This is a genomic window from Sphingomonas sp. Y38-1Y, from assembly GCF_032391395.1.
Classification (GTDB): domain Bacteria; phylum Pseudomonadota; class Alphaproteobacteria; order Sphingomonadales; family Sphingomonadaceae; genus Sphingomonas.
Map to the genome: position 1 here is coordinate 2,233,049 of NZ_CP135916.1, position 23,986 is coordinate 2,257,034.

Consider the following 23,986-nt stretch of genomic DNA (forward strand, 5'->3'; position numbering starts at 1 on the left):
GTCAAGAGGATTTTCGGGGGCGACAGATAGGGCCGGGGTGCATATCCTGTCCAGCATGACGGGACTGTTTTCCAAAGTCATCCTGATCGGCGCCGGCGTTTCGGGTGCCGCCCTTACCGCGCAGACGATGGTGCAGCCCCTGCCCTCGTCGGTGCCGCAGGCGCGCCAGACCTGGCCGCCACGCGGCCTCGACCAGGTGCAGCCGACGCAGCCATCGTCGCAGACGGTCCAGCCGCTGCCGCAGCAGGTAAGCGATCCGCTCGTCACGACGATCGACGAATGGAAGCGGCTACAGCAATCCGATCGCTGGCCGTTCTTCGACTATGCCAACTTCCTCCTCGCGCATCCGGGCTGGCCGGGCGAGGCGGGACGGCGCCAGGCGGCGGAGGCGGTGCTCGACAGCGGCGCCAGCGCGCCGGCGCTCGTCATCCGCTTCTTCCAGCGGTTTCCGCCCGTGTCCGGCGCAGGCCGCACGCGCTTTGCCGAGGCGCTGGAGGTCAGCGGTCGGCGTGGCGAGGCGCAGGAGCAGGCGCGGCTCGCGTGGCGCGGCGGCGTGCTGCGCACCACCGATGAGGCCAAGCTCATCACCGGCTTCCCTGGCGCGATCGGCCCGGCCGATCACGACGCGCGGATGGACGCGCTGCTCTGGGCCGGCTCGACGAGCTCGGCGCAGCGCCAGCTGGCGCTCGTCTCACCCGGCCGGCGCGCGTTGTTCGCCGCCCGTCTGGCGTTCCGCACCGGCGCTGCCGATGCTGGGAGCCTAGACGCCGCGGTGTCCCCCGCTGATCGCGACGATGCCGGCTACATCGCCGACCGGGCGCAATGGCTGCGGAGTGGCGGGTCGAGCCCGGCCGCGCGCGCCTATCTCGCGCAATCCCGTCGCACGCTGACCGCACCGAGCGATGTCGAGGCGTGGTACGAAGTGCTGCTGACCAACGCGCGCGCCGCCGCGGCGGATCGGCAATATCAGCTCGCCTATGACATCGCGCGCCAGATCGACGATGCCTATCCGCCTGGCACGGACGTCTCGACGCGGCCCTATGGCGAGCGCGACGACTATACCTCGCTCGCCTGGCTCGCGGGCCAGACCGCGCGCCGCAGCCTGGGCCGGGCGCGCGATGCGGCGAGCCTGTATGCCCGCTACGCCGGCGGCTCGCGCACGCCGCAGACGCAATCAAAGGGCTATTACTGGGCGGGCCGCGCGGCCGAGTCGGCGGGCGATTCCACGGCGGCGCAGGGCTATTACGCTCAGGCCGCACAGTGGCCCGATCTCTATTACGGCCAGCTCGCGGCCGAGCGGATGGGCCGCCCGATCCCCCGCGTGGCGCAGACGGCGCCGGCAGCGATCGATCCCGCGATCCGCGACGCGTTCTTCCGGCGCGAGGTGGTGCGGGCGGTGCGGCTGCTCGGCCAGCTTGGCCGCACCGCCGACCAGACGCTGTTCGTGCGTCAGATCGCCAACGACGCCAAGTCGGCCCCCGATCACGCGCTCGCCGCCGAGCTCGCCAGCCAGGTCAACCGACCCGATCTTCGCGTCATGGTCGGGCGCAGCGCCTCGCTCAACGGTCATGCCGCGCTGGTGAGCACGGGCTATCCCGTGCTGCCGACAACCGGCGCCGCGTCGGCCAACTTCACGATGGTCCATGCGATTACGCGGCAGGAAAGCCAGTTCGACCGCAACGCCGTCAGCCGCGCGGGCGCGCGCGGGCTGATGCAGCTCATGCCAGGCACCGCGCGGGAACAGTCGGGCAAGCTCGGGCTCGGCTACAATCTGGCCGGGCTGACCGGCGATCCCGGCTACAACGTGCAGCTCGGCTCCGCCTATATCCAGCGGATGCTCGATTATTATGGCGGCAGCTATCCGCTCGCCGTCGCCGCCTACAATGCCGGGCCGGGCAACGTGAACAAGTGGCTGGCGGCGAACGGCGACCCGCGGCGCGGCGTCGACATCGTCGAGTGGGTCGAGGACATTCCGATCAGCGAGACGCGCAACTATGTCCAGCGCGTGCTCGAGAACGCGGTCGTTTATGACCTGCTCTATCCCGATCGCGCGCGATCGCGGGGGCCGGCGAACCTGTCCTTCTATCTCGGCAAGTCGCGTCCCGGCTGAGCCCATGGCCGATCGCCCGAACTACATCACGCCGGCCGGCTATGCCGCGCTCAAGGCCGAGTACGACCAGTTGCTCGGCACCGAGCGGCCGGCGATCGTCGAGGTCGTCTCCTGGGCGGCGGGCAATGGCGACCGGTCGGAGAATGGCGACTATCTCTATGGCCGCAAGCGGATGCGGGAGATCGACCGGCGATTGGGCTTCCTCGCCCGCCGGATGAAGGCGGCGCGCGTCGTCGACCCGGCACAAGCCGAGGATCGCGGGCGCATCTTCTTCGGCGCGACGGTCACGATCGCCGACGAGGACGACAACCAGCGCACCGTGACGATCGTCGGCGACGACGAGGCGGATGCGAGCGCGGGCAAGATCGGCTGGAACGCCCCCCTCGCCCGCGCGCTCAAGGGCGCCGCATTGGGCGACCTGCGCACCGTCGAGCTGCCCGCGGGGCCGCGCGAATATGAGGTGCTCGCCGTCAGCTATCCGGCGAGCTGAAGGAACGGCCAAGCCGTCCAAGCGCTTGATTCCTCTACACGAAGGAGAATGAGCGATGGAACATCCCCGCACCGCCAGCGCCCGCGACCATGACGACAGCGCGATCATCGATGCTGCCGAGGATGCACCCGGCACGGTCGGCCGCGCGGGCGGCAACCTGGCCCGCGACGTCGGCACCCGCGACGAGCTTGCCAATATCGGCGATCCCGAGGGGCGCGAGGGCGTGGAAAAGCGCGATTCGATCGACCACGATCAAAGCGACGGCAACCGCTAGTCATCTTCTCATCTGCGCAGGCGCACGGCTTCACTGCGACCAACTTCGCTAAGGCTGCGACCAGCCGCGGTCGCACCCCGCTACGCTGCGCCGCCGCAATGCTAGGCTTGGGCAGCCGTCATGACGGCAGGTTCAGGCGTAGGAAGAAGAATGACGGTAATGGCAACGCAGCGATTGATCGTGTCGGGACGCGTGCAAGGGGTCGGTTATCGCGATTATGCGGTGCGACAGGCCAAGGCGCTGGGCGTGACCGGGTGGGTACGCAACACGCGCGACGGCCGGGTCGAAATGCTGGCCTCGGGCGAGGACGATGCACTGGGCCGGTTCGTCGACGCCTGCCGCTCCGGCCCCACCCTCGCGCGCGTCGATGCGATCGACGCACACCCGGGCGAGGAGGAACGCAGCGCCAAGGGCTTCACGAAGCGGTTCACGGCGTAACGACCGAATTGGGTCGCCAAGCCCAACCCGTTCGTGCTGAGCCTGTCGAAGCATGTGTGCCCGGGCACGCCCTTCGACAAGCTCAGGGCAAACGGCGGCGTGGCGAGGTCTAAAGCTTGTTCTTCGATCGTCATCCCGGACTTGGTCCGGGATCCCGCTTTCTTCTGAGACGAGAAGAAGCGGGACCCCGGCTCAAGGCCGGGGTGACGCAATTCTTAATCAGGCGGCCATGAACAGTTCGGGGTCGAGCGCCATGATGCTCTCCGCCCCGCCCTCGATCTTGCGGCGGAGTGCGCCGGCATCGGGGAGGATCCGCTCGGCATAGAAGCGCGCGGTCACCAGCTTGGCGTTCAGGAACTTGGCGTCGCCCTCGCCCGCAGCGAGCAGGCCGGACGCGGCGCGCGCCATGCGCAGCCACATCAGCCCGGTCGCGACGATCCCCATCAGATGCATGTAGCTGTGTGCGCCCGCGCCGACATGCTCGGGGTTCTTCATGCCGTTCTGGAGGAACCACATCGTCGCCGCCTGTAGCTCGTTCAGCGCGCGCTCCAGACGTCCGACGAAGTCCGCAACCGCTTCCTCACCCTTTGCCGCCGCGATCTCGTCACCGACCAGCTTGAAGAAGGCCTGCACCGCGCGCCCGCCATTCTGGGCAAGCTTGCGGCCGACCAGGTCCATCGCCTGAACGCCGTTGGTGCCCTCATAGATTTGGGCAATGCGCGCATCGCGGACATATTGCTCCATCCCCCATTCGGCGATGTAGCCGTGGCCGCCATAGACCTGCTGCGCGGCGGTCGCGATGTCGTAGCCCTTGTCGGTGCCGTATCCCTTGATGACCGGGGTCAACAGGCCGATCAGGTCGTCGGCAAGCTGCCGCTCCGCTTCGTCCTGTGCCTTGTGCGATAGGTCGACCTGCATTGCGCCCCACAGGCACAGCGCGCGCAGGCCCTCTGTCAGCGCCTTGGCCTCCATCAGCATCCGACGCACGTCGGGATGAACGAACAGCGTGTCGGCCTTCTCGCCCGGCTCCTTGGCGCCGGTCAGCGCGCGGCCCTGGCGGCGATCGTGCGCGTACTGGACGGCGTTCTGGTACGCGACCTCGGCGACGCCCAGGCCCTGGAGCCCGACACCCAGCCGCGCCGCGTTCATCATGATGAACATCGCGGCGAGGCCCTTCATCTCCTCGCCGACCAGCCAGCCGGTCGCGCCGTCATAGTTCATGACGCAGGTCGAATTGCCGTGAATGCCCATCTTGTGCTCGATCGACCCGCAGGACAGCGCGTTGCGCTCCCCCAGCGATCCGTCCTCGTTCACCAGGAACTTGGGCACGACGAACAGGCTGATCCCCTTTGAGCTGTCGGGCGCGCCCGGCGTCTTGGCGAGGACCAGGTGGATGATGTTGTCGGTCAGGTCGTGCTCGCCCGATGAGATGAAGATCTTGGTGCCGGTGATCGCATAGCTGCCGTCGCCTTGCGGCTCGGCCTTCGTCTTGATGAGGCCGAGGTCGGTGCCGCAATGCGGCTCGGTCAGGTTCATCGTGCCGCCCCACTCGCCCGACACCATGCGCGGGACATAGAGCGCCTTCTGCTCGTCCGAGCCCTTGGCCAGCAGTGCCGCGATCGCGCCATGCGTCAGGCCCGGATACATCGCGAACGCCATGTTGGCGGAGATCATATACTCCTCGAACGCGGTCGAGACGGTGTGCGGCATCCCCTGCCCGCCGAACTGCTCGGGCGCGCCCAGCGTCATCCAGCCCGCCTCGCGCAGCTGGTCATAGGCGGCCTTGAACCCCTCCGGCGTGGTCACGCTGCCGTCGGGATGGCGGGTGCAACCCTGCTGGTCGCCGACCTGGTTGAGCGGGAACAAGACTTCCGCGACGAAGCGGCCGCCCTCCTCGAGCACGGCATCGACCATGTCCGCCGTCGCGTTCTCGAAGCCGGGCAGGTTGGCGCGCGATTGCAGCCCGACGACATGGTCGAGCACGAAGCGGGTGTCGCGGATGGGCGGGTTGTATTGCGGCATGGGGATCCTCTCAGGCGTTCTTATGGTCGCTCGCCGCCTCGACGATGGCGAGAAAGTCGTTGAGCTCGGCGATCGCGGCGTCGATGTCCTGCTTCTGCGCCTCCAGAAGCGCCACACGCGCACGGCACTTTTCGATCGTCACCTGCCGCTGGATGCGGCGGTCGTCGCCGATGTCGTACAGGTCGATCATCTCGCGAATGTCGGCCAGGCTGAAGCCGACGCGCTTGCCACGCAGGATCCAGGCGAGCCGCGCGCGGTCGCGCTGCGAATAGATGCGCTGAAGCCCGCGCCGCTCGGGCGCGATCAGCCCCTCATCCTCGTAGAAGCGGAGCGCGCGCGGCGTGACGGAGAATTCGGCGCACAGATCGGAGATCGAGAAGGCGTCGCGGTCCTCCCGCGGGTCGATCGGCGCAAGCGCCTCATGCGTGGCGGCGGTGCTGAGCATGGCACCGGTCTAGCTGACCTTGACGTAAACGTCAACTCGCGCAGACCGCCCGATCCCGGTGGTCGCGCAAGGCCGACGCTTCCGACGCACTCGCCGAAAGCCGCTCGACCGACACGGCCGACATCGAAGCGCGTGGCGAACAGAAGCGGGCGCAGCCGTCCGGTAGCCGCGCGGGAAACACGATCCGTTCGCCGTCGAACGCAGCATCGAAACGGCAGTCCCCCGTTGTGCCAAGCTCCACGGCGATCGCCTCGCTACGCCGTGTCGCCGTGCCCGCGGCGGCACAGGCGAGGCCGTCGCCATAGTCGCTGACGATGCCGATCCGCGCGCCGCCGCCGCGCTCTACGATACAGATACGATCGGTCGCGCGCGCATAGAGGCCGGTGAGCGGCGCCTGTCCCGGATCGCCGACCAGCCCGCGTTCTCGCGCCGCCTCCTCAAGGCCCGCGTCGGTCGCCCCGCCCTCGCCCGCCGGCGTCCCGCCGCCGCACGCGCCGAGCAGCAGCGCCAGGCTAATCCAGCGCTTCGAGGCCATGCTCGGTCACGCGGCGATAGAAGCAGCTTCGCGCGCCGGTGTGACAGGCAGGGCCGGCAGGCTCGCACAACAGCCAGATCGCGTCCTGGTCGCAGTCGATGCGGATGTCCCTGACGGCAAGCAGGTGCCCCGACGTCTCGCCCTTTTTCCACAGCCGCCCCCGACTGCGCGACCAGAAGGTCGCCTCTCGCGTCGCGATCGTCGCGGCGAGCGCATCGGCGTTCATATGCGCGAGCATCAGCACCTCGCCGGTCGAGACATCGGTGGCCACCGCGGTCACGAGGCCGGCGGCGTCGTATCTGGGCTGGAGCGTCAGGCCGGTTTCACGGGGATCGGGCATGGACCTGCGATAGCGGGCCGCACCCGCCGCCTCAATGCCCGCGGATCGCCTTCACCAGCTCGGCCTTGGACATCTTCGACCGGCCCTCGATGCCGATCTTCTTGGCCTCGGCATATAGGTCGGCCTTGCTGCGATCCTCCAGCTCGGTCGACTTGTGCTTAAGCGTGCCCGCCGCCTTGGCGTTGGCGATCCGTGCCGCCTTCTCCTTCGACGCGCCGTCGCGGCGCAGGTCCTCATAGAGCTTGTCGTCCTTCACCGAGCTGCCGTGATCCGCCGCCTTCTTTGCCGCCATCGCGCGTCTCCTCTCGGATCAGCAACGCAGCGTTTCCCCGCAGGCTCCCGTATCCAATGTGACAATGGGGCGACAAACGCGAACCGCGTGCCTATATGCCCGCCAACGAGTCCCCATAGGGAAAGCACCGGGCGCATGCTGACCACCCATCCTTTCGACGATGACCATCTGCGCGAGGAGTGCGGCATTTTCGGCGTCTCCGGCGGCGAAGGCGCTGCCGCGCTGGTGGCGCTGGGGTTGCACGCGCTCCAGCATCGCGGACAGGAAGCCGCGGGCATCTCGACCTTCGACGGCGTCCAGTTCCATACGCACCGTGCGATGGGCCACGTCGCGGGCAATTTCGACCGCGACGAGGTGATCCGGTCGCTGCCGGGCGACGTCGCCGCGGGCCATGTCCGCTATTCGACGACGGGCGAGACGGCGCTTCGCAACGTCCAGCCGCTATATGCCGACCTCGCGAGCGGCGGCTTCGCGATCGCGCACAACGGCAACATCTCGAACGCGCAGCGGCTGAAGCGCGACCTCGTTCGCTCGGGCTCGATCTTCCAGTCGACCAGCGATACCGAAGTCATCATCCACCTCGTCGCGACGTCGAGCTATCGTTCGCTGCTCGACAAGTTCATCGATGCGCTGAAGCGGGTCGAGGGCGCCTATTCGCTGATCTGCATGACGCCGGAGGGCATGATCGCCTGCCGCGATCCGCTCGGCATCCGGCCGCTGGTGATGGGTCGCCTGGGCGAGACGATCATCTTCGCCTCGGAAACGGTGGCGCTCGACGTCGTCGGTGCCGAGTTCGAGCGGGCCGTCGATCCGGGCGAGCTCGTCATCGTCCAGGACGGCAAGATGCGCTCGATCCGCCCTTTCAAGCCGGTCGCGCCGCGGCCGTGCATCTTCGAACACGTCTATTTCAGCCGCCCCGATTCGATCGTTGAGGATCGCTCGATCTATTCGGTACGCAAGAATATCGGCGCCCAGCTTGCGATCGAGGCACCGGTCGAGGCCGATCTCGTCATCCCCGTCCCCGATTCGGGCGTGCCCGCGGCGATCGGCTACGCGCAGCAGTCGGGCATCCCGTTCGAGCTCGGCATCATCCGCTCGCATTATGTCGGGCGAACCTTCATCCAGCCGGGCGACAAGGTCCGGCATCTGGGCGTCAAGCTCAAGCACAACGCCAACCGCGCGCTGATCCAGGGCAAGCGCATCGTATTGATCGACGATTCGATCGTCCGCGGCACCACCAGCCTCAAGATCGTGCAGATGATGCGAGAAGCGGGTGCGGCCGAGGTGCATATGCGCATCGCCAGCCCCCCGACGCGGCACAGCTGCTTCTACGGCGTCGACACGCCGGAGCGCGCCAAGCTGCTCGCCGCCAAGATGGACGTGGGCGGGATGACCGATTTCATCCACGCCGACAGCCTGGCGTTCGTATCGATCGACGGCCTCTACAAGGCGCTGGGCGAGGCCAAGCGCGCCGACATCCGGCCGAGCCATTGCGACGCGTGCTTCACCGGCGACTATCCGACCAGCCTGACCGATCAGGACGAGTTGGGGACGGTCGAGCAGTTCTCGATGCTCGAAGAGCGCGTCGGCTAAACAACCGAGGGGATTTGAGATGACGGACGGCCCGCTTGCCGGACGGCTGGCGCTTGTCACCGGCGCATCGCGCGGAATCGGCGCGGCGACCGCAATTGCATTGGGTCGTGCCGGCGCGCATGTCGTGCTGACCGCGCGCACCGCCGGCGGGCTCGAAGAAGTCGAGGACGCGATCTACGACGCGGGCGGATCGGCCACGATCGCGCCGCTCGACCTCACCGAAACCGATGGCGTGGCGCGGCTGGCGACGGCGATTTCGGAGCGGTGGCAGGCGCTCGACATGCTCGTCCTCAACGCCGGCATGTTGGGGTCGCTGTCGGCGGTTCCGGCGATCGACATGAAGGAATTGGCCCAGGTGCTGACGCTCAACGTCAGCGCGCAGGCAGCGCTTATCGCCTCGTTCGACCCCATGCTTCGCCGCAGCGAAGGCGCGCGCGTGATCGGCGTGACGTCCAGCGTCGGGCGCACTCCGCGCGCCTATTGGGGCGGCTATGGTGCCTCGAAGGCCGCGTTCGAGACGCTGCTCGCCGCCTATGGCGAGGAAATGAAGAACATCAGCAAGGTGCGCACCGCGATCGTCGATCCCGGCGCCACCCGCACCAAGATGCGCGCGCGCGCCTATCCGGGCGAGGATCCGGCGAGCGTGAAGGCCCCCGATGTCGTGGCTGAGCGCATTGCCGCGCTGTGCATCGACGGCTTCGAGGCAGGCCACTTCGAACGCGTGGGCTGACTGGCTCAGCTAGCCTAGAGTAGAAGAGGGCCCCCGCGTAGGCGGGAGCCCAGAGCCAAGCAGGTCAGCGCCCGCGTCCCTGGCTCCCGCGTCCGCGGGAGCACGGTGCCTTACGCCACCAGCGCGCCGTGGCAGTGCTTGTACTTGCGCCCCGACCCGCACGGGCACGGCGCGTTGCGGCTGACGCGGCCTTCCCAGTTCGCCGGATCGTCGCCCAGATCCTCGAGCTCCGCCTGCGGGATCTGGAACGGCGGCATCACGCCGGCCGAACCGTCCTGGTCATAGGTGTCGTCCTCGCCCGTCAGCGGGTCGAAATGATGGGTCAGGAAGTCGGGCAGTTCGGGGAGCGGCGGTGCCGCCTGGAACTGGAACTGGGCATAGGCAAAGGTGCGCGTCACGTCCTCGCGGATGCTGCCCAGCATCTTCTCGAACAGGCCGAACGCCTCCTGCTTGTACTCGTTGATCGGCGTTTTCTGCGCATAGGCGCGCAGGTGGATGATCTGGCGAAGCGCGTCGAGCATCGCCAGATGCTCCTTCCAGTGATGGTCGAGATTCTGGAGCAGGATCGACTTCTCGATCCCCGCCCAGTCCGACGAATCGAGCTCCTTCGACTTCTCTGCGATCAGCGTATCGGCAGACTCGCGAATGCGCGTCTCGATATCCTCCGGCTCCAGCCCGTCCTGCTCGGCGATCCACTGATCGACGGGCGCCTCGACGTTCAGGATCTCTGCCGCGCGCGCCTTCAGGCCCTCGACGTCCCACTGCTCGGGATAGGTGCCCGGCGGGATCGCCTCGCCGACCAGCGCATTGACCGTCTCGGCGCGCATGTCGGCGACGACGTCGCCCACCGTCTCGGCGTCCATGATGTCGGCGCGCTGCTCATAGATGACCTTTCGCTGGTCGTTCATGACGTTGTCGTATTCGACGACCTGCTTGCGAATGTCGTAGTTGCGCGCCTCGACCTTCTTCTGAGCGGTCTCGATCGCCTTGGTCAGCCACTTCGATCCGATCGCCTCACCATCGGCGATGTTCGAGCGCATCATCTTGGCAAACATCGTGTCAGGCCCGAAGATGCGCAGCAGATCGTCGTCGAGGCTGAGATAGAAGCGGCTGAGGCCCGGGTCGCCCTGACGTCCCGACCGACCGCGAAGCTGATTGTCGATGCGACGCGATTCGTGGCGCTCCGTGCCGAGCACGAACAGGCCGCCGGCGGCGAGCACCTGCTGCTTCTCCGCCTCGATCTCGGCCTTGATGCGCTCGATCGCGGCATCGCGTTCCGGCCCTTCCGCCACCTCGGCGAGCTCGTCGGCCATGCGGAAGTCTAGGTTGCCGCCCAGTTTGATGTCGGTGCCGCGGCCCGCCATGTTGGTCGCGATCGTGACGGCACCCAGCCGCCCCGCCTGTGCGACGATGTGCGCCTCCATCTCGTGATAGCGCGCGTTCAGCACCTTGTGCGGCACGTTCTCCTTCTGGAGATACTCGCTCAGCATCTCGGACTTCTCGATCGAGACGGTGCCGACGAGCACGGGCTGGCCTTTTTCGGCATGCTCCTTGATCGATCGCGCGATCGCGATGAACTTGTCCTGGATCGTCTTGTAGAACTGGTCTTCCTCGTCGATCCGCCGAACCGGTACGTTAGTCGGGATCGAAACGACGTTCATCTTGTAGATGTCGAAGAACTCGGCCGCTTCGGTCGCCGCGGTACCGGTCATGCCCGACAGCTTCGGGTACATGCGGAAATAATTCTGGAAGGTGATCGAAGCGAGCGTCTGGTTCTCGGGCTCAATCTGGACCGCTTCCTTGGCCTCGACCGCCTGGTGCAGGCCGTCGGACCAGCGGCGGCCGTCCATCATGCGGCCGGTGAACTCGTCGATGATGACGACCTTGCCGTCCTTGACGATGTAATCGATGTCGCGCTTGAACATCATCACCGCGCGCAGCGCCTGGTTGAGATGGTGCACGACCTGCGTGTTCTCGAAGTCGTAGAGGTTGGCGCCCTGGAGCAGGCCGGCTTCCTCCAGCAGGCGCTCGGCCCGCTCGGTACCGTCCTCGGTCAGGACGACCGACTTCTGCTTCTCGTCCTTCTCGTAATCGTCGGCAGTGAGCTGCTTCACGATCGCGTCCACGCCCATGTAGAGCTCGGACTTGTCGTCGGTCGGGCCGGAAATGATGAGCGGCGTCCGCGCCTCGTCGATCAGGATCGAGTCTACCTCGTCGACGATCGCGAAGCTGAAGGGCCGCTGCACCATCGAGGCGCGGTCGTACTTCATGTTGTCGCGCAGGTAATCGAAGCCGAACTCGTTGTTGGTGCCATAGGTGATGTCGGCGCCGTAGGCGGCGCGGCGCTCGTGGTCCGGCAGGTTGGGAACGATCACGCCGGTGGTCAGGCCCAGGAAGCCATAGAGTCGACCCATCTCCTCGGCATCGCGGCGCGCAAGATAGTCGTTGACGGTGATGACGTGGACGCCCTCGCCCGCCAGCGCATTGAGATAGGTGGCGAGCGTCGCGACCAGCGTCTTGCCCTCGCCAGTCTTCATCTCGGCGATCTCACCGCGGTGAAGAACGATGCCGCCGACGAGTTGGACGTCGAAGTGGCGGAGGCCGAGCACGCGGATCGACGCCTCTCGCACGGTCGCGAACGCTTCAGGCAGGATCGCGTCCAGCGTCTCGCCATTGGCGAGGCGGTCGCGGAACGCCTGGGTCTGCGCCGTCAGCTCCTCGTCCGACTTGGCCTGCATCGCGGGCTCGAAGCCGTTGATCTTGCTGACGATGCCGCCGAGCGACTTGACGTAACGATCGTTGGAGGAGCCGAAAAAGGTCTTGGCAAGGCCGCCGAGCATGGATGTGTCCTGTCTAAGATACGCGCCGCCGCCGCGCGTCGCGCTGGCCGGAGGCGTAACGAAATGGGGAATGCGAAGCGCGCGGGAGGGTTCCCGCTAGCGCAAGGCTATTCGCGGCGGCGAGCCGGAATGCGGTCGATCGGCAGCGCGACGAGCGCCAGCATCGCGCCGGGCGCGTCGAGCGCTAGGCTCGGGGCCTGGCGGATACCCGCGACCGGATCGACCCGCCGGACGATGCGCGTCGCCACGACCTGCGCGACCGAGACGCTGGCGGCGACCGCCGGGCGTGCCGCCCGCAGCTCAACCCCGCCGCCGAGCGACAGCCCGGTCAGCGCAGCCAACAGCGCATAGAGAGCAGCGATCACATTCACGCGCCCCATCTATGCGGCGAAAGCCTGAACGTCCACCAAATAGGGGATGTGAATGCGATCAGCGAAAACCGAACGGCGTCAGTTCAGCGGAACGATAATCTCGTCCGGGTGCGCGACGTTCAGTTCCTTGCGGACCAGTTCGTCAACCATGTCCGGGTTCGCCCCGCGCTTGGGGTCGAGCAGCGCCACCTGGTTGCGAAGCGCGGCCCGGCGCTTCTCGAGGATCGTGAACTCCGCCTCGCGCTTGGCATAGGCGCGGCTGTATTCGCGATAGCGCAGGAGGCCGTTGGGCCCCATCACCGCGTAAAAACCGAAGAAGCCCATGAAGATGATGGCGAGTGCAGGAATCCCTGCACTTTGCAGCATCGGCGTCAGACGGTTCTTGGGCGCGCTCGGCATGATCGCTTTATCGTGCCGAACGCGCCGGTAATCAAGCGCGGCGAAGCACGTCGCGGCCGGCATAGCGGCCGACGTCGCCGAGTTCTTCCTCGATCCGGATGAGCTGATTGTACTTGGCGAGCCGATCCGAGCGCGCGAGGCTGCCCGTCTTGATCTGACCGCAGTTGGTGGCGACCGCGAGATCGGCGATTGTCGCATCCTCGGTCTCGCCCGAACGGTGCGACATGACCGCGGTGTAGCGCGAGCGATGCGCCAGGTTCACCGCCTCCAGCGTCTCGGTCAGCGTGCCGATCTGGTTGACCTTGACGAGAAGGGAGTTGGCAAGGCCGCGCTTGATGCCGTCGGCCAGCCGCTCGGGGTTGGTCACGAACAGGTCGTCGCCGACGAGCTGGACCTTGTCGCCGATCAGGTCGGTCAGCGCCTTCCAGCCCTCGAAATCGTCCTCGCCCATGCCGTCCTCGATCGACAGGATCGGATAGCGGGCCGCCAGTTCGGCGAGGTACGCGGCCATTTCCTGCGGCGACAGCGTGCGGCCCTCACCCTCCAGGTGATAGGCGCCGTCCTTGAAGAACTCGGTCGCGGCGCAGTCGAGCGCGAGCATGACGTCCTCGCCGGGCTTGTACCCCGCCTTCTCGATGCTCGCCATGATGAAGTCGAGCGCGTCGGGCGCGCTGGCAAGGTTCGGCGCGAAGCCGCCCTCGTCGCCGACCGCGGTGTTCAGGCCCTTGTCCGACAGGCCCTTTTTCAGCGTGTGAAAGATCTCCGCCCCGCAGCGCACCGCCTCCGACAGGCTGTCGGCGCCGACCGGCATGATCATGAATTCCTGGAAGTCGATCGGGTTGTCGGCATGCGCGCCGCCGTTGATGATATTCATCATCGGCACCGGCAGCGTCAGCGCGCCGACCCCGCCGACATAGCGATAGAGCGGCAGACCGCGCGCATCCGCCGCCGCCTTGGCGACCGCCAGGCTGACACCCAGGATCGCATTGGCGCCCAGCCGGCCCTTGTTGGCGGTGCCGTCCAGCTCGATCATCGCCTGGTCGACATCGGCCTGATCCTCGGCATCGAGGCCCAGGACGACTTCGGCGATGTCGGTGTTCACCGCCTCGACGGCTTCCGTCACGCCCTTGCCCATCCAGCGGCTCTTGTCGCCGTCGCGCCGCTCGACCGCCTCATGCGCACCCGTCGACGCGCCCGAGGGCACGGCGGCACGACCGAAGCTGCCATCGTCGAGCAGCACATCGACCTCGACCGTCGGGTTGCCGCGGCTGTCGAGAATCTGGCGGGCGTGCAGGTCGATGATTGCGGTCACGTAACGGTCTCCCTAAGCTTGGCCGCGCGGCCTCGGCGCCGCCCTCTAACCGCCATCGGTCCGGGGCGCAAACGGGCATGGCGACGCATTCGCGATGGAACCCGCCGGGGGCGATACGGTTGTTCGGCAAACGACGGAGGGAATTCAAATGGCTGACCAGAACAACCCTGCAAACACGGGCGCCGACGCCACGTTCGAGCCCGCCGTGCCGCTGAAGGCGGAAGCTGGCGACGTGTCGTTCGAACCCGCGGACACGATCACCGACGCCGCGACGGACACGCCGCGTACGACCAAGGAAACGATCAAGAACGAGGCCGGCAAGCTCGGCGCCCAGGCCGCCGACAAGGCGCGTTCGTTCGCCGGCGACGGCAAGACGAAGGCGAGCGGCGCGATCAACGAGTTTGCGCGGATGATGGAAGACGCCGCCGGCCAGGTCGACGAGAAGCTGGGCGAGCAATACGGCCAATACGCTCGTTCGGCCGCGCAGTCGCTCGGTGGCTTCGCCAACCAGCTCGACGCCAAGGATATCGACGAGCTGGTCGAGGACGTCCGCGGCTTCGTGCGCAAGAGCCCCGCGATTGCGATCGGCACCGCGGCGGCGCTCGGCTTCGTGCTGGCGCGCGTCGTCAAGGCGGGTGTCGAGCCGGTCGACACCGCGACGACGACGCCCGCGGCCTGATCGCGTGCGTTTGAACGAGCCCGAGGAGCCCGGCATCGCCACGTTGGCGATGCAGGCCGTCGACGACGCCAAGCGATGGGCGCGTGCCGAGATCGCCTATGGCAAGGCGGTTGCCGGTGAGCGCGGTGTCGATGCCGGTGTCGGCGTCGGGCTCGGCCTGGCCGCGCTGGCGCTGGCACAGGCGGTCGTCGTCGCGCTGCTCGTCGGCATCGTGCTGACGTTGGCGCCGCATGTCGGCCCTGGCGTGGCGACGCTGATCGTCGTCGTCGCCGCGCTGATCGTGACCGCGCTGCTCGGCTGGCTCGCGCTCAACCGCGTACGGCGTGCGTTTCGCGCGCCTGGAAAGGGCGCCGCATGACTGCCGCTCAGGCCCGGGCCGAAGCCGATGCCGCACGCCAGGCGCTGACCGCGCGGCTCGACCGGCTCAAGACGCGGCTGTCGCCCGCGACGCTCGTCAACGACGCGGTCGAGACGGCACGCGAAAAGGCGATCGACGTCGCCGAACAGACGGTCGAGACGGCGCGTGCCCGCCCAGTCCTCGCCGGATCGGTCGCGGGCGGCGCGCTGCTGCTCCTCGCCCGCAAGCCGCTGTTCGGGCTCTTTCGTCGGATCGCGCCCGCCTCGCCGCCCTCGCCGCAACCCGACCCCATCGACCTTGCCGAAGGACATCCGTCATGACCGAAGCTCAGACTGACACGACCACCAAGCCCTCGATCACCGCGCGTGCGCAGGACGCCGCGACCCACGCGGTAGAGGCGACGCGTGAGACGGCCAGCCACGCCGTCGAGGTAACCCGCGACACCGCCACCAAGGCGGCAACCCGCGCCGTCGACGGGATCGAGGCGAGCCCGCTCGCCGCACTCATCGGCGGGATCGCGCTTGGCGTCGCGATCGGCGCGCTGCTGCCCCGAACGGAGCGGGAGCGCGAGGCGCTGGGCCCGCTCGGCAAGCGCCTGACCGACGGCGCCGCCGCCGCCGCGCGCGCCGCTCGCGAGGCGGGCAAGCAGGAGATCGAGGCGCTGATCCCCGACAAGGCCGGCGCCAAGGATCGCGCCGCCTCGCTCCTCAGCAGCGTCGCCCAGGCGGCGCGCGACGGCGCCAAGTCGGCGGCGTAAGCCTCAAGCCGGAATGGCTGCATCTGATTGGCCGGCGCGCTCAACGCTTGAGCCGCCGGCCAATTTCGTTATGCGGTGCAGCGAAGCCCGTCGTCAGCGCGGGCGCACCCTTTAGCACCGGGACCCTGGCGAATGAGCAAGCTCCACCTCGTCTTCGGCGGCCGCGTGAGCGACCCGCAGACCCTCGACTTCACCGATCTCAAGGCGCTCGACATCGTCGGGCTGTTCCCCGACTATGCCAGCGCCGAAAAGGCGTGGCGCGCCGCCGCCCAGCGCACCGTCGACGATGCCGAGATGAAGTACGTCGTCGTCCATCTCCATCGCCTGCTCGAGCCGGACCCTGCGCTCAACCGCGGCGAATAAGCGCGTACAAGAAATTGGGGGTGGCTGGCCGCCGCCCCCGTCGCCTAATCGAAGGCGATGCAGATGCCCGTCGCGAGCGGCCTTGAGGCGCTGACCGAAAAGGAAAAGCAGACGCTACGGCTGATCGTGCGCGGTCACGACGCCAAGTCGTCCGCACGCGCGCTCGACCTGTCTGTCCACACCATCAACGAGCGGCTGCGAGAGGCGCGGCGCAAGCTGTCGGTCTCGAGCAGCCGCGAGGCCGCGCGGCTGTTGTTCGAGGCCGAAGGCAGCGAGGCGGGCCCCGAAAATGTCGGGGACACGCAAATCGGGGAAGCCGCTCACCCTCGATCGACCGATGAGAGCGACGCGCCGGTCGTCGGCGCCCCGCGGTCGCGGGTCCTTATCGGAGTTCTGCTCATGACCCTGACACTCGGCCTGCTCGCCCTGATCGGCTTCACCCAGCCCGTGTCCCCGCCGTCGCCGATGACCCAGCAGTCGGCTGCCAATGCCGAAGTGGTCGAGGCGGCGCAGCGCTTCTTCGCGCTGATCGACCGGAATGATTGGCGCGGAAGCTATCGCAGCTTCGGCAGCGGTTTCCACAAGACCAACAGCGAGCAGGCCTGGGCCGACGCGTCCGAAAAGATGCGCGAGCGCTTCGGCGTCGCGAAATCGCGCAAGTTCGAATCCTGGGAAGAAGTCCCTGCGCCGCCCGAGGGCTATGAAGTCGTACGCTTCCGTACGACCTACGAGAAGAAGCCCGACGCGATCGAACGCGTGGCGTTCGCCCGCGAAGGCGGCGCGTGGAAGGTGGTTGGGGTGACGGTGGAGTAGGCGCGCACCGTTCGTGCCCAGTAGGGGAGAGCATGTCGAAGCACCTGTGGCGCCCTTCGATACGCCGCTTCGACAGGCTCAGCGGCTACTCAGGACGAACGGATATGGCTTGCCCCGCAGCATCGGCCCAAGCGTCGCCGCCGCTGCAACCACCTGACCCACCTTTGCCTTCATCCCCAATCCGTTCGTGCTGAGTAGGGGCTGAGCTTGTCGAAGACCCGTATCGAAGCACCTGAAACGGTCCTTCGATACGCCGCTTCGACAAGCTCAGCGGCTACTCAGGACGAACGGGGTGGGCTTTTAGGGTTAACCCCGCAACACCGCCCCCAGCTTCGCCGCCGCCGCAACCACTCGGTCGGCGATCGCCTTCAGCTCCGCGTCCGTAAAGCTCTTCTCGCCCGGCTGCAGCACGATCTCGACCGCCAGGCTCTTCATCCCCTCGCCGACGCCAGCACCCTCGAACACGTCGAACAGCCGGGCCTCGACGATTGCGGCCTTGTCGGCCCCCTTGACCGCGCGCACCAGCGCGTCGGCAGCCAACGTTTGCGGCACGAGGAACGCGAAGTCGCGGCGGACCGCCTGGAGCGCGGGCGGCGCATAGGCCGCGCGCATGAAGCCCGAAGACCGCTTGCCCGGGATCGCATCGACATAGAGCTCGACCGCGGCGACCGGTCCCGACAGGTCGAACGCCTGCGCGACCGAGGGATGGACGATGCCGAACGCCGCCAGCACCGTCTTCGGCCCGAGCCGCAGCGTCGCCGACTGGCCGGGATGCCAGGCCCCGACCGCCTCACCCATCACCTGAAGATTGGCGACCGGAGCACCCGCCGCCTCAAGGAGCGCCAGCGCCTCCGCCTTGGCGTCGAAAGCATCGAAACCCTGCGCCTTGCCCGACTGCCAGCCGCGCGCACGCCGCTCGCCTGCCAGCACTGCGGCCAGCGTCGGCCGCTCCGCATCGGCGAGATAGCGGCGGCCGAACTCGAACAGCCGGACGCTGGTGGCGCCGCGCGCGAGATTGCGCTGGGCCGCGGCGAGCAGGCCGGGCAGCAGCGACGGGCGCATGACCTTCAGGTCCTCGCTGATCGGATTGGCGAGCGTCCAGGCGCCGCCGTCGAACACTGCCGCCTGTGCCTCCGGGATGAAGCTCCACGTCACCGCTTCGCTCAGGCCCCGCGCCGCGGCGGCGCGGCGCAGGCGACGCTCGGTGCGCTGCTCGGGCGTCGCGGTTGGGCGCGCCACGCCCTCTGCACGCGGCAGCGGCGTCGACGGCACGTTGTCGAGCCCCTCGATGCGGATCACCTCCTCGACGATGTCGGCAGGGCCGTCCACGTCGCGGCGCCACGTCGGCGGCGTCACCTGCCAGTCGTGGCCGACGTCGAACCCGAGCGAGGTCAGGATCGCGCGCTGGCGGTCGGATGCGATGGCGAGGCCGCCGAGCGTCTCGGCCAGCGCGGGGTCATAGGCGAAGCTGGACCGCTCGACCGGCGGCTGGCCCGCCCGCGTGACGCCGCTCGCCCGCCCGCCGCAAAGCTCCAGCACCAGCCGCGTCGCGATCGCCAGCCCGTCCTCCAGAAAGGCCGGATCAACGCCGCGCTCGAACCGCGCGCGCGCGTCGCTGGTCAGCGACAGCGCCTGCCCCGTCCGCGCGATCCGCTCCTGCGTGAAATAGGCGCATTCGATCAGCACGTCGGTCGTCGCGTCGGTGACGCCCGACTCCTCGCCGCCCATCACGCCGCCGATGTCGTGGACGTGCGCATCGTCGGCAATCACCGTCATGCCCTCGGCCAGCGTATAGGTCTTGCCGTTGAGCGCCAGCACCTGCTCGCCGCCACGCGCCGGACGCGCGACGAGCGCGCCCGAGAGCTTGGCCCGGTCATAAACGTGAAGCGGGCGGCCCAGATCGAACATGACATAGTTGGTGATGTCGACCAGCGCCGAGATCGGCTTCTGCCCGATCGCCTTCAGCCGGCGCTGCATCCATTCGGGCGCCGCGCCATTGATCACACCGCTCACATTTTGTGCGAAGAACGCCGGGCAACCCGCGGGATCGTCGGTACGAACGACCGGCCCCTCACCTTCGCCCTCGACCGGCGTGACCGTCATCGGCTTGAGCGTACCGATGCCCGCCGCGGCCAGATCGCGGGCGATGCCGCGCACGCCCATGCAGTCCTGGCGGTTGGGCGTCACCGACACTTCGATCACCGGATCGCCGAGGCCGGCATAGTCGGCGAAGGCGGTGCCGATCGCCGTATCCTCGGGCAGCTCGATGATCCCGTCGTGATCGTCGCCGAGCTCAAGCTCGCGGCTGGAGCACATCATGCCGTTCGATTCGACGCCGCGGATCGCGGAGACGCGAAGCTGCATCCCGTTCGCGGGCACCACCGCGCCGGGCGTGCCGAGCACGCCGACCAGCCCCGCGCGCGCGTTGGGCGCGCCGCAGACGACCTGAAGCGGCGCGCCGGCGCCGGTGTCGACGGACAGCACCTGAAGCTTGTCGGCCTGCGGATGCCGCTCGGCGGTCAGCACGCGCGCAACATGGAAGCCGGCGAACCGCGCCGCCGGGTCCTCGACGCCCTCGACCTCCAACCCGATGCGGGTCAAGGTGGTCAGGATGGTGTCGAGATCGGCCTCGGTCTCGAGGTGATCCTTGAGCCAGCTCAGCGTGAACTTCATCGTTTCAGCCCGTCATCCCAGCGAAGGCTGGGATCTTTCCAAGATAGAGCGTTGCGCTTCGCAACGAGGAGACCCCAGCCTCCGCTGGGGTGACGTGTGTGGGTCAGGCGGCGACGCCGACACCGCCCGACAACGTCGGTACGTCCAGCGCCCCAAAGCCGTAATGGCGCAGCCAGCGCAGGTCGCCGTCAAAGAACGCGCGCAGGTCGTCCATGCCGTATTTGAGCATCGCCAACCGATCGACGCCGGTCCCGAACGCGAAACCCTGCCACTCGCTGGGATCGAGGCCGCACGCCTCGATCACCTTGCGGTGGACCATGCCGCTGCCCAGCACTTCCATCCAGCCCTCGGATCCGCCGATCACGCGCTTGCCGTTCACGATCGAGTAGCCGACATCGACCTCCACCGACGGTTCGGTAAAGGGGAAGTAGCTGGAGCGCAGGCGCAGGACGATGTCGTCGCGCTCGAAGAACGCCTTGAGGAACGTCTCCAGCGTCCATTTGAGATGGCCGAGCGTGATGCCGCGATCGATCACCAGCCCCTCGATCTGATGAAACATCGGCGTGTGCGTCGCATCGCTGTCGCTGCGATAGACGCGGCCCGGCGCGATGATGCGGATCGGCGGCTTGTCCTTCAGCATCGTGCGGATCTGCACGGGGCTGGTATGCGTACGAAGCAGCATCCGCGCAGCGCGGCCCGCGGCGCTGGCGGAGCCAGCGCCGTCGGACGGCGGGCTTTGCCCGCCGCCGGCCGTGCTCGGTTCCTCGCAATAGAAGGTATCGTGCATCGCCCGCGCCGGGTGGGTCTCCGGAATGTTGAGCGCGGTGAAATTGTGCCAGTCGTCCTCGATCTCCGGCCCGCTCGCCACTGCGAATCCCAGGTCGGCGAAAATCTCGGCAAGCTCGTCCATGACCTGGCTGACCGGATGCACGCTGCCCGCGGGCACACGATCGGCGGGAAGCGTCATGTCGAGCGTCTCGGCCGCGAGCTTCGCATCGAGCGCAGCACGCTCCAGCGCCGCCTTGCGCTCGCCGATCGCGGCGGTCACCGCTTCGCGCAGGCCGTGGATCGCCGGGCCCTCGACCAGCCGCTGCTCGGGGGTCATCCCGCCCAGCGACTTGAGGAGAGAGGTGATGCGCCCCTGCTTGCCCAGTGCCTCGACACGGATCGACTCGACCGCATCGGCGCTGTCGGCGGCGGCGACGCGCGCGATCAGGTCAGTTTGGAGGGTCTCAAGCTCGCTCATCATCATCCTTTGCGGTCCGACACGACCATTGCCGCCTCGAAACGCCATGCCGCGCGACAAATCAACCCTAGCGTGAGTCCGGAGCGGCTGGCAGGAGCGCCGACATGCCCGCGCCCTTCTATCGCCCTGCCCTGTTCGCGCTCGATCCGGAAGCGGCGCACCGCCTGACGATCCGGATGCTGTCGGCCTGGGGCAAGGCGGGGACGCCGTTCGCGCCGAGCGTGACCGCGGCGCCGGTGCGGATCGCCGGGCTCGACTTTCCCAATCCGGTGGGGCTCGCAGCGGGCGTCGACAAGGATGCCGAGGCGATCGCCGGCTTCCTCGCGCTCGGCTTCGGCTTCGTCGAGGTCGGCACGCTGACGCCGCGGCCGCAATCGGGCAATCCGAAGCCACGGCTGTTCCGGCTGGTCGAGGACGAGGGCGTCGTCAACCGGATGGGCTTCAACAATGGCGGCATCGACGCCGCACTGCCCCGGATCGCAGCGGCGCGGCGCCGGCATGGCCTGCTCGGCATCAATGTCGGCGCCAACAAGGATTCGGAGAACCGCATCGCCGACTATGCGGCGGCAGTGGCAAAGGCGGCGCCGCTCGGCGACTATGTGACGATCAACATCAGCTCGCCCAACACGCCGGGCCTCCGCGACCTCCAGTCGCAGCCGGCGCTCAGCGAGCTGATCGCGGCGAGCAGCGAGGCGCGTTTGGTCGGGGGCAAGCGAGTGCCGTTGTTCCTCAAGATTGCGCCGGACCTCGACCGCGGCGGACTGGACATCGTCGCGCGCGCGGCGATCGACGGCGGCATCGACGCGCTGATCGTGTCGAACACGACGATCTCGCGGCCCGATACGCTGCGGTCCGCCAATGCACGTGAGGCGGGCGGGCTGTCGGGCCAGCCGCTCGCGCCGCTCGCCCGCCAGATGCTCGTCGCGGCGCGGGCGGCGACGGGCGGGTCGCTGCCGCTCATCTCGGCCGGCGGGATCGGCTCGGCCGAGGAAGCGCAGGCGCGGCTGGATGCGGGCGCGTCGCTGGTGCAGATCTATTCGGCATTGGTCTTTCAGGGGCCGGGGCTTGCGGCCCGGATCGTCCGCGGGCTCAGGCGGTAACGATCTTTCCGTCCTGAACTGTAACCGGCCACGACGTCAGCCGCGTGCCGGGGCACGGGCCGCCCAGACACTCGCCATCCTCGATCCGGAACACCGCGCCGTGCCAGGCGCAGACGATGCGCGATCCGTCGGGGCTGAGGTAATCGTCGAGCGACTGGGCGAGCGGCACGCCCATGTGCGGACAGCGATCGACATAGCCGATGACGTCATGGCCCCGCCGCACGACAAAGCCGTGGAAGCGCCCGGCCCGAAGCTGGAGCACGAAGTTGCGCGCCGCGCCATCGGCGATCAGGTCGATCGACCCCAGCGTGACACCCGCCGGCGTCTCGAACACGCGCGCGCCGGCCGGCGGTTCGCTCATCCGGGCAGCTTCGCCTTGGGAAAGTCGGCCCAGGCCGCGTCATAGTCGGGCTGCGAAGTCTCGCTGGCGTGCCGCGTTGGGCGATAGGGCCAGCAGCTTTCGACCATGAACGCCATCGTGCCGTCGATCCGGTGCGGCTGGAGGTCGGCGGCGCTCGCCTTCTCCCAGGTCGCGAGATCGGGGCCGTGCCCCGCCATCAGATTGTGGAGGCTGAGGCCACCGGGCTGGAACCCCTCCGCCTTGGCATCATAGGCGCCGTGGATCAGCCCCATCGCCTCAGACATCACGTTGCGGTGGAACCAGGGCGGGCGGAACGTGTCATCCGCTACCATCCAGCGCGGTGGGAAGATGACGAAATCGGCATTGGCGCGGCCGGGCACGTCGCTGGGGCTGGTCAGCACCGTGAAGATCGACGGATCGGGATGGTCGAAGCTGACCGTATTGATCGTGTTGAATCGCGTCAGATCGTAGCGATAGGGCGCCAGGTTCCCATGCCATGCGACCACGTCGAGCGGGCTGTGGTCGAGCGTCGTCGTCCAGAGTGAACCCATGAACTTCTGCACGACCTCGACCGGTTCGTCGCGATCCTCGAACCAGGCGCCTGGCGTCTCGAAGTCGCGGGGATTGGCGAGCCCGTTGGCCCCGATCGGGCCGAGATCGGGTAAGCGGAACAACGCGCCGTGGTTCTCCGCGACATAGCCGCGCGCCGCGCCATCCGGCAGCAGCGCGCGAAAGCGGACGCCGCGCGGGATGACCGCCACCTGCCCGGGCGAAAGGTCGATGCGGCCCATCTCGGTTAGGAGCGTCAGCCGGCCATGCTCCGGGATGAAGAGGAGCTCGCCGTCCGCATCCTGAAAAACGCGCGCGTCCATGTCGCGATCGGCGGCGTAGATGTGGAGCGCCACGCCCTCCAGATCGGCGGGATCGCGACTGGCGAGCATCGTCGTCATGCCGTCGATCAGGTCGACGCCGGTTGCCATCGGCTGAGGATCCCAGCGCAGGCGATTGGGCGCGAGCGGCGCGTCGTCGGTGCCGGGCGCGAACCTGGTGGCGCCTTCGTAGCGGACGAACGGCGGATGCTCGGCGGTGGGGCGAAGCCGATAGAGCCACGAGCGCCGATTCTCATGCCGCGGCGCGGTGAAGGCGGTGCCGGAGATCTGCTCGGCATAGAGGCCGAAGGCCGGCCGCTGGGGCGAGTTGCGCCCGACCGGCAGCGCACCGGGCACCGCCTCGGTCGAGACATGGTTGCCGAAGCCGGGGATGTATTCGGTCATCGCTACCTCTCCTCCCTCTCCCCTTGAGGGAGAGGGTTGCGCAGACTTAGGCCCATAGGCCTTAGTCGAAGCTGGGTGAGGGGTAAGTGGTCGCATCCGCGACCACGCGAGCCAGCGGCTCGCTTACCCCTCATCCAACCTCCGCTAGGCCGCTTCGCAGCCAAGCTTCGG

General features: G+C 68.0%; 26 protein-coding genes. 13 read left to right on the top strand and 13 right to left on the bottom strand.

Features of this window, described 5'->3' with window-relative positions:
• Positions 1-55: 55 nt before the first annotated feature.
• From RS883_RS10675 to RS883_RS10690, 4 genes are all read left to right on the top strand, one after another.
• Positions 56-2,110 carry a lytic transglycosylase domain-containing protein gene (locus RS883_RS10675; protein WP_315760182.1) on the top strand — a complete coding sequence of 685 codons (2,055 nt, stop codon included), beginning with the start codon at positions 56-58 and terminating at the stop codon, positions 2,108-2,110.
• A 4-nt stretch (positions 2,111-2,114) separates the two neighbouring features.
• Positions 2,115-2,600 carry a transcription elongation factor GreB gene (gene greB, locus RS883_RS10680; RefSeq protein ID WP_315760183.1) on the top strand — a complete coding sequence of 162 codons (486 nt, stop codon included), beginning with the start codon at positions 2,115-2,117 and terminating at the stop codon, positions 2,598-2,600.
• A gap of 55 nt (positions 2,601-2,655) precedes the next feature.
• Positions 2,656-2,874 (top strand): hypothetical protein, encoded by a 219-nt coding sequence (locus RS883_RS10685; protein WP_315760184.1) that lies wholly within the window; start codon positions 2,656-2,658, stop codon positions 2,872-2,874.
• A 150-nt stretch (positions 2,875-3,024) separates the two neighbouring features.
• On the top strand, positions 3,025-3,312 hold the full coding sequence (locus RS883_RS10690; protein ID WP_315760185.1) for an acylphosphatase: 288 nt from the start codon (positions 3,025-3,027) through the stop codon (positions 3,310-3,312).
• 219 nt (positions 3,313-3,531) lie between these two features.
• Here the strand turns inward: RS883_RS10690 and RS883_RS10695 are convergent, their stop codons facing one another.
• Genes RS883_RS10695 through RS883_RS10715 form a run of 5 tightly spaced genes read right to left on the bottom strand, consistent with a single transcriptional unit; the run spans position 3,532 to position 6,946 of the window.
• Positions 3,532-5,334: an acyl-CoA dehydrogenase C-terminal domain-containing protein gene (locus tag RS883_RS10695; RefSeq protein ID WP_315760186.1), complete on the bottom strand. Its 1,803-nt coding sequence runs from the start codon at positions 5,332-5,334 to the stop codon at positions 3,532-3,534.
• A 10-nt stretch (positions 5,335-5,344) separates the two neighbouring features.
• A complete protein-coding gene (locus tag RS883_RS10700) occupies positions 5,345-5,779 on the bottom strand; it encodes a MerR family DNA-binding transcriptional regulator (RefSeq protein ID WP_315760187.1) in 435 nt (144 codons plus the stop codon).
• Between the two features lie 31 nt (positions 5,780-5,810).
• Positions 5,811-6,314: a hypothetical protein gene (locus tag RS883_RS10705; RefSeq protein WP_315760188.1), complete on the bottom strand. Its 504-nt coding sequence runs from the start codon at positions 6,312-6,314 to the stop codon at positions 5,811-5,813.
• Positions 6,292-6,654 (bottom strand): phosphoribosyl-AMP cyclohydrolase, encoded by a 363-nt coding sequence (gene hisI, locus RS883_RS10710; protein ID WP_315760189.1) that lies wholly within the window; start codon positions 6,652-6,654, stop codon positions 6,292-6,294. Before hisI ends, RS883_RS10705 begins: the two co-directional genes overlap by 23 nt.
• A gap of 31 nt (positions 6,655-6,685) precedes the next feature.
• Positions 6,686-6,946, bottom strand: a complete 261-nt coding sequence (locus RS883_RS10715) for a DUF7218 family protein (RefSeq protein ID WP_315760190.1) — start codon at positions 6,944-6,946, stop codon at positions 6,686-6,688.
• A 135-nt stretch (positions 6,947-7,081) separates the two neighbouring features.
• Here RS883_RS10715 and purF point away from each other — a divergent pair, with 135 nt between their 5' ends.
• A complete protein-coding gene (gene purF, locus RS883_RS10720; protein WP_315760191.1) occupies positions 7,082-8,539 on the top strand; it encodes an amidophosphoribosyltransferase in 1,458 nt (485 codons plus the stop codon).
• A gap of 19 nt (positions 8,540-8,558) precedes the next feature.
• Positions 8,559-9,269, top strand: a complete 711-nt coding sequence (locus tag RS883_RS10725) for an SDR family NAD(P)-dependent oxidoreductase (protein WP_315760192.1) — start codon at positions 8,559-8,561, stop codon at positions 9,267-9,269.
• A 110-nt stretch (positions 9,270-9,379) separates the two neighbouring features.
• Here the strand turns inward: RS883_RS10725 and secA are convergent, their stop codons facing one another.
• The 4 genes from secA to eno form a co-directional block, all read right to left on the bottom strand.
• Positions 9,380-12,109, bottom strand: coding sequence for a preprotein translocase subunit SecA (gene secA, locus RS883_RS10730; protein WP_315760193.1), 2,730 nt, complete (start codon positions 12,107-12,109; stop codon positions 9,380-9,382).
• 107 nt (positions 12,110-12,216) lie between these two features.
• Complete coding sequence (locus RS883_RS10735; protein ID WP_315760194.1) at positions 12,217-12,474, bottom strand: hypothetical protein; 258 nt, start codon at positions 12,472-12,474, stop codon at positions 12,217-12,219.
• An 84-nt stretch (positions 12,475-12,558) separates the two neighbouring features.
• Positions 12,559-12,879, bottom strand: a complete 321-nt coding sequence (locus RS883_RS10740) for an FtsB family cell division protein (protein WP_315760195.1) — start codon at positions 12,877-12,879, stop codon at positions 12,559-12,561.
• Between the two features lie 31 nt (positions 12,880-12,910).
• Positions 12,911-14,191 (bottom strand): phosphopyruvate hydratase, encoded by a 1,281-nt coding sequence (gene eno / locus RS883_RS10745; RefSeq protein ID WP_315760196.1) that lies wholly within the window; start codon positions 14,189-14,191, stop codon positions 12,911-12,913.
• A 148-nt stretch (positions 14,192-14,339) separates the two neighbouring features.
• Here eno and RS883_RS10750 point away from each other — a divergent pair, with 148 nt between their 5' ends.
• The 6 genes from RS883_RS10750 (at position 14,340) to RS883_RS10775 (ending at position 17,161) form a co-directional block, all read left to right on the top strand.
• Positions 14,340-14,870, top strand: a complete 531-nt coding sequence (locus RS883_RS10750) for a hypothetical protein (protein ID WP_315760197.1) — start codon at positions 14,340-14,342, stop codon at positions 14,868-14,870.
• A gap of 4 nt (positions 14,871-14,874) precedes the next feature.
• Positions 14,875-15,228, top strand: coding sequence for a phage holin family protein (locus RS883_RS10755; protein ID WP_315760198.1), 354 nt, complete (start codon positions 14,875-14,877; stop codon positions 15,226-15,228).
• Complete coding sequence (locus RS883_RS10760) at positions 15,225-15,548, top strand: DUF3618 domain-containing protein (RefSeq protein ID WP_315760199.1); 324 nt, start codon at positions 15,225-15,227, stop codon at positions 15,546-15,548. The genes RS883_RS10755 and RS883_RS10760 overlap by 4 nt, the downstream gene beginning before the upstream one ends.
• Entirely contained in the window at positions 15,545-15,985 is a 441-nt protein-coding gene (locus RS883_RS10765) for a hypothetical protein (RefSeq protein ID WP_315760200.1), read from the top strand. Before RS883_RS10760 ends, RS883_RS10765 begins: the two co-directional genes overlap by 4 nt.
• Before the next feature lie 132 nt (positions 15,986-16,117).
• The gene (locus RS883_RS10770; protein ID WP_315760201.1) at positions 16,118-16,348 is read left to right on the top strand and encodes a DUF4170 domain-containing protein; all 231 of its coding nucleotides are present in this window, start codon (positions 16,118-16,120) and stop codon (positions 16,346-16,348) included.
• Positions 16,349-16,411: 63 nt separating this feature from the next.
• Positions 16,412-17,161, top strand: a complete 750-nt coding sequence (locus RS883_RS10775) for a DUF4019 domain-containing protein (RefSeq protein WP_315760202.1) — start codon at positions 16,412-16,414, stop codon at positions 17,159-17,161.
• Positions 17,162-17,467: 306 nt separating this feature from the next.
• On the opposite strand, the gene pheT is transcribed toward RS883_RS10775, so the two are convergent.
• Together pheT and pheS are read right to left on the bottom strand one after the other, a co-directional pair.
• Positions 17,468-19,834 (bottom strand): phenylalanine--tRNA ligase subunit beta, encoded by a 2,367-nt coding sequence (pheT, locus tag RS883_RS10780; protein ID WP_315760203.1) that lies wholly within the window; start codon positions 19,832-19,834, stop codon positions 17,468-17,470.
• Positions 19,835-19,937: 103 nt separating this feature from the next.
• Positions 19,938-21,080, bottom strand: a complete 1,143-nt coding sequence (gene pheS, locus RS883_RS10785; RefSeq protein WP_315760204.1) for a phenylalanine--tRNA ligase subunit alpha — start codon at positions 21,078-21,080, stop codon at positions 19,938-19,940.
• Positions 21,081-21,184: 104 nt separating this feature from the next.
• Between pheS and RS883_RS10790 the strand changes: the two genes are divergently transcribed.
• Complete coding sequence (locus RS883_RS10790) at positions 21,185-22,180, top strand: quinone-dependent dihydroorotate dehydrogenase (protein WP_315760205.1); 996 nt, start codon at positions 21,185-21,187, stop codon at positions 22,178-22,180.
• Here the strand turns inward: RS883_RS10790 and RS883_RS10795 are convergent.
• Positions 22,170-22,541: a Rieske (2Fe-2S) protein gene (locus RS883_RS10795; RefSeq protein WP_315760206.1), complete on the bottom strand. Its 372-nt coding sequence runs from the start codon at positions 22,539-22,541 to the stop codon at positions 22,170-22,172. The genes RS883_RS10790 and RS883_RS10795 overlap by 11 nt on opposite strands.
• The gene (gene hmgA / locus RS883_RS10800) at positions 22,538-23,815 is read right to left on the bottom strand and encodes a homogentisate 1,2-dioxygenase (protein ID WP_315760207.1); all 1,278 of its coding nucleotides are present in this window, start codon (positions 23,813-23,815) and stop codon (positions 22,538-22,540) included. Before hmgA ends, RS883_RS10795 begins: the two co-directional genes overlap by 4 nt.
• Positions 23,816-23,986: the final 171 nt, after the last annotated feature.